The following is a 4,852-nucleotide window of genomic DNA, read 5'->3' as shown; positions in this document are numbered from 1 at the left end:
GGCGGTTTTCGGGCGCTGTTTTACATGCATCGCTACACTCCCGACCTTCTGGCTCGTCTGCGCACGGAATATGTGCATCCTCAGCAGGAACGCTATCGGAATCAGCTTGAACGTATCGACGAGGCGATGCAGACAGCAGACATGCGTGAGCAGGCGGTGCTGCGCAAAAAGCACAAGAAGATATCGGAGCAGCTCGCAGAGACAAACGCATACGAGGAGAAGGTTCATCATTTGGCCGACCAGATGATTGAAATCGACCTTGATGACGGCGTCAAGCACAACTACGCCCTGTTCCAAGACGTTCTCGCTGAAATCAAGTAAGGGGGAATACCGTGAGCGAATCAGAATACAAACCCCCTTTCACGATGAATGATGTAATCGTCGACTTGGTTTCGCGTGCATCCTACGAACTGGGCAGGGCATCGGTGATGATGCAGGGCGACCATTCCGTCCACCTGCGCCGCCAGAATCGCATACGCACTGTCCATTCGTCATTGGCTATAGAGCACAACACGCTCACATTGGGGCAGGTAACGGCGATTCTCGATGGAAAGCGCGTGCTAGGTGACCCGCGCGAGATCCGCGAGGTGAAGAATGCCTTTAATGCATACGATCTCCTTGTTGACGCCGATCCGATGAGCGTGAAAGCCCTGCTCGATACCCATCGCGCCATGATGAACGGCCTTGCTGATGAGGCGGGCAGGTTCCGAACTCAGGGAGTTGGAATTTTCGATGGTGACCGGCTTGTGCATATGGCTCCCCCGGCGGAGTTCGTTGCCGGACAGATAGGTGACCTCATCGCGTGGTATGGGGAGTCGACGTTTCATCCACTGGTCAAGAGCGCAGTGTTCCACTACGAGTTCGAGTTCATTCATCCCTTCCAGGATGGGAACGGCCGCATGGGCCGATTCTGGCATACAGCGCTTTTGGGGCAGTGGAACCACGTGTTCTACTGGTTGCCCGTAGAGGAACTCATCCAGAAGAACCAACAGGGTTACTACGACGCACTCGGTGCCGCGGACGCGCAGACGGATTCCTCCGGGTTCGTGGAGTTCATGCTCGGACTTTTCGTGAACGCGCTCGAGGAAGCCGGCTCCGCAAGCGACCCTTGCGTAGTGGCAAGCGCCACGGGGGATACAGGGGCGAGCAAAGATGCCACAGGTACTCTGGCCGAGATTGGCCAGAGTTGGCCGGAGTTGGCTGATGTACTTGACAACCTGGCCGAACCTGAACGCCGGGTTCTGGCATACCTGCATGAACATGGACCGTCACGTCCGGCGGAACTGTCTGAGAGGCTGCAGATTCCGCTCCGCTCGCTGCAGCGCATCAACAAACATCTGGTTGACCTCGAGCTGATAGAAGCCCAGGGCAAGAGCAGCGGCAGAAGATACTCAATCAAGCGGCATAAAGCCGGGGAGGGTAGCTAATCAATGGCAGATCTCAATGCAATTCAGCTTATACAGGATGCCCTGAAGCAGCCCCTGTCCAGTGGCGAAGCTAGACGCGTCGTATTCTGGCATGACGTCGCGGGGTCTTTCGAGGAGGACTTCGACCGGCTGACGCAGGAGGGCATAGGGTGCGAGCTCGCTCGGGCACTCGTTTTCGCGAAGGCGGACGACGGATCTCAGTTCGAACTCAAGAAGAAGATTCTGAGGGATCAGTCCTCAGACGACTTCCTCATCTACACGCGTAGACCGCGCGATTTCTCAGAGGGCGGGCTCGAGGGGAACTGGTTGGCTGACATTGAGCTTGTATCTGAGCATTTCCAGGCCGACAAGGCATCCATGTTGCTCGGCGATATAAATGCGGGCAATGCCGCGAGAGACGCTGTCGCGCAGTTCGAGAAGTTCTTCGGCGCAGCCGACCGAAGGGCAGCATATCTCAGCAGAATGCCCGAGACCAACACTGCCGCCGACGTGGCGGTCGGAATCGTCTCGGTCATCCTGAAGGCCGCAACTGCCAGAGTGGAAGACATCGCGCAAGCATACCTGTGCGCTTTGCATGATTCCGGCGCAGAATTCGTGATCGCTGATTTGGAGCTATTCGACGCTTTGGGTGCTCTGTCGTCAATTCTTAAAAAACGCCTCGGCTACGAAGGCGATATCGTGTCGGAGACCGAGCTGTCCGAACATCTGCTGATCTCCGCAGCATCCTGCACCTTGCCCGAGGAACTGCTCTCTGGCTACGAAGCACATATAGCCAAGCCTTATTCCCGCTTCTGCTTGAATATAGTTCGCGACTGGATGAGCAATCAGTCAAACCGTGAGACTCTCTACGAGATTGCAAGAAATGTCGAGGCAGAGCTCAATATTCCCGAACGCCTTGCGGGCGCGGAGGTGTCAGCTCTCATCGACACCGACGTCTTCCCCTGCACGAACGAAGTGATTCTGGCTAAGCTGATGTCAAGCTTGGCTGATGGATCCGACAGGAGATCCGAGGCCCTCAGCACGCGTCAGAAGCGCAAGGATCTGAAATGGTACAGGCGCGTGGAAGGCCTCTTTGACCTTCTTTCCGCCGCCGCAGACACTGAGGGGTTCTACCGAGACCACTCACAAGGGTTTCATGCGACCAAGCCTGCAGATGTCTGGAAGGCGTATACGACGGACTGGTGCGCCATGGACGCGGCGTACCGCGCATTCTGCACGGCGCTGGACGTCTGCCTGCTCAACACCGACGACATCCCCGACGCACTGCGTGATGCTGCCGAGCGCCTGGCGGAGCGAGTCGAGAACGTGTACGTGAACTGGTTCCTGCCCCGTGTCAACACCTGCTGGATAAACTGTGCCGAGTCCGACTGGGGCGAGTGCGGCTTCGCAAAAGGAATCGAAGTTCAGCGCGATTTCTTCCAGAACTATCCGTATCGCGACGCTAAGGAATACAAGCGTACGCTGGTTATCATAGCCGACGGCATGCGCTACGAGGTCGGTCGCGAGCTTGCTCGCAGGCTCGAGCAGGAGACGAAGGGCACCCTCTCTCTGGACGCGTTCCAGTCGTCATTTCCTTCGGTTACAGAGTTTGGGATGGCGGCGTTGCTCCCACACAAAGAGATTTCCTATTCGTGGGACGACGGTCAAGTTTCCATAGATGGCAGACCGACAAAAAGCACGCCAGACAGAGAGGCCGTTCTGCAGGGTGCAGTCCCAGGCGCAAGGGCGGTGCTCTCGGAAAACCTGCGTGCCGGAAACCGCGCCGCACGCAAGGAGCTCGTGGGCGATGCCCCGCTCGTGTACGTCTATCAAGACAAGATCGACTCTACCGGTGAGAAGCCGAAACTCGAGCATGGCGTCTTCAAGGCCTGCGGCGATACGGTCGACGAGCTGGTCGCGCTCTGCAAGATCGCGGTCAACGACCTGAAGATCAATCGCGTCATCATCACCGCGGACCACGGGTTCATCTACACGCGTGGACCGCTAAAAGAACAGGACAAGGTGTCGAAAGCCGATGTCGGCGGAAACGACGTGAAGTTGCATCGCAGGCATATACTCTCGCGTGAGAGCATCGACAACAGGTTGCTCGCCAATATGGACATGCGCGACATCCATGGAGGGGAATACTACGGTCTCGCTCTTCGCGAGTGTATCCGGATGAAGAGCGCGTCGGGCAACAAGAACTATGCGCACGGCGGCGTGAGCCTGCAAGAGGTGTGTGTACCCGTCATCGAACTGCGCAACCGCAACATCAAGTCGAAAGCCAGGGTAGAGCAGGAGAAGGCGGCGATGTCGCTTGTTTCCACGAAGCGGCGCATCACGAGCTCCATGTTCCACGTCGACCTGTTCCAGAAGGAGCCGGTCTCGGGCAAGGTGCTACCTGCGGAGTACGAGCTTTGCCTGACCGATGGGGCTGGCAACCTCGTGACCGACGTCCAAAAGGCGCATGCCGACATGACGACTCTCGACGAGCGAGCTCGCGTGTCGCGGCCGATGTTTACGCTCAAGGCCGGCGCGGAATACCCGCCTGGCGAACGCTATTACCTTGTTTGCAGAGACAAGGACACGGGCGACATCGCCTGGAAGGAAGAATTTACCATCGACATGGCGTTCGCCCCCACGATCGACTTCGGGCTGTAGGAGACAGATATGGAAGAAACTCAGAACAACGCGGTGCCTGCACTCGAGACCGACGACCTCGACCATAAGGTCGTGGAGGCGTTTCCCGGCAAGATCGTGCGCAAGGATCTGACCGCGCTGATGAAGCGCGGGGCGAACGTGCCCACGTTCGTGCTCGAGTACCTACTGGGCATGTACTGCTCCACCGATGACAACGAGTCGGTCGAGCAGGGACTCGATCGCATCCGCCGCATCCTGGCTCAGAACTACGTGCGCGCCGACGAATCGGAGCGCATCAAATCGAAGATTCGCGACCTGCGCACCTACACGATCATCGACAAGGTGACCGCCAAGGTGGACGAATACCGCGACATCCACGTGGCGACATTCTCGAATCTCTCAATCGATCCTGTGGTAATGCCCGACGAATATGTGCGCGAATACCCCAAGATGCTTTCCGGCGGAATGTGGTGCATCGTCCAGATGGAGTACTTCCGCTTGGATGATGGTCTGGCAGACGAGCTGGCCGACATCTTCGGCGAGCAAAAGAAGCCCCGCCAGGCATCGAAGAAGAATGCAGGACCCGAAGACAACCCGTTCAAGGTCGCCAACCTGAACCCCATCCAGATGCCCAGCCTTGACCTCGACTCGATAATCGGCCAACGACCGAACTTCTCAACGAAGGAATGGATAGATATGCTCCTTCGCAGCGCGGGTTACGAGCCGGCGGGCATGGAGCTGAGGACGAAGTTTCACTTCCTAGAGCGAATGGTTCCGCTCATCGAGCGCAACTACAATGTGTGCGA

General features: G+C 57.5%; 4 protein-coding genes. All 4 read left to right on the top strand.

Features of this window, described 5'->3' with window-relative positions; genetic code table 11:
* Positions 1-321 (top strand): hypothetical protein (locus RR842_RS11930; protein ID WP_332729867.1); only part of this gene is annotated, 321 nt, incomplete at its 5' end.
* Between the two features lie 11 nt (positions 322-332).
* Positions 333-1,427, top strand: a complete 1,095-nt coding sequence (locus RR842_RS11925) for a Fic family protein (RefSeq protein ID WP_332729866.1) — start codon at positions 333-335, stop codon at positions 1,425-1,427.
* Positions 1,428-1,430: 3 nt separating this feature from the next.
* Positions 1,431-4,067: a BREX-1 system phosphatase PglZ type A gene (gene pglZ / locus RR842_RS11920; RefSeq protein WP_332574593.1), complete on the top strand. Its 2,637-nt coding sequence runs from the start codon at positions 1,431-1,433 to the stop codon at positions 4,065-4,067.
* Positions 4,068-4,076: 9 nt separating this feature from the next.
* The coding region (locus tag RR842_RS11915) for an anti-phage BREX system Lon protease BrxL (RefSeq protein WP_332729865.1) at positions 4,077-4,852 on the top strand (776 nt) is incomplete at its 3' end.

The sequence above is a fragment of the Gordonibacter sp. genome, from assembly GCF_036667095.1.
Lineage (GTDB): Bacteria > Actinomycetota > Coriobacteriia > Coriobacteriales > Eggerthellaceae > Gordonibacter.
The sequence above is the reverse complement of the archived record's forward strand: the minus strand, read 5'-3'. Positions and strand labels throughout refer to the sequence as shown.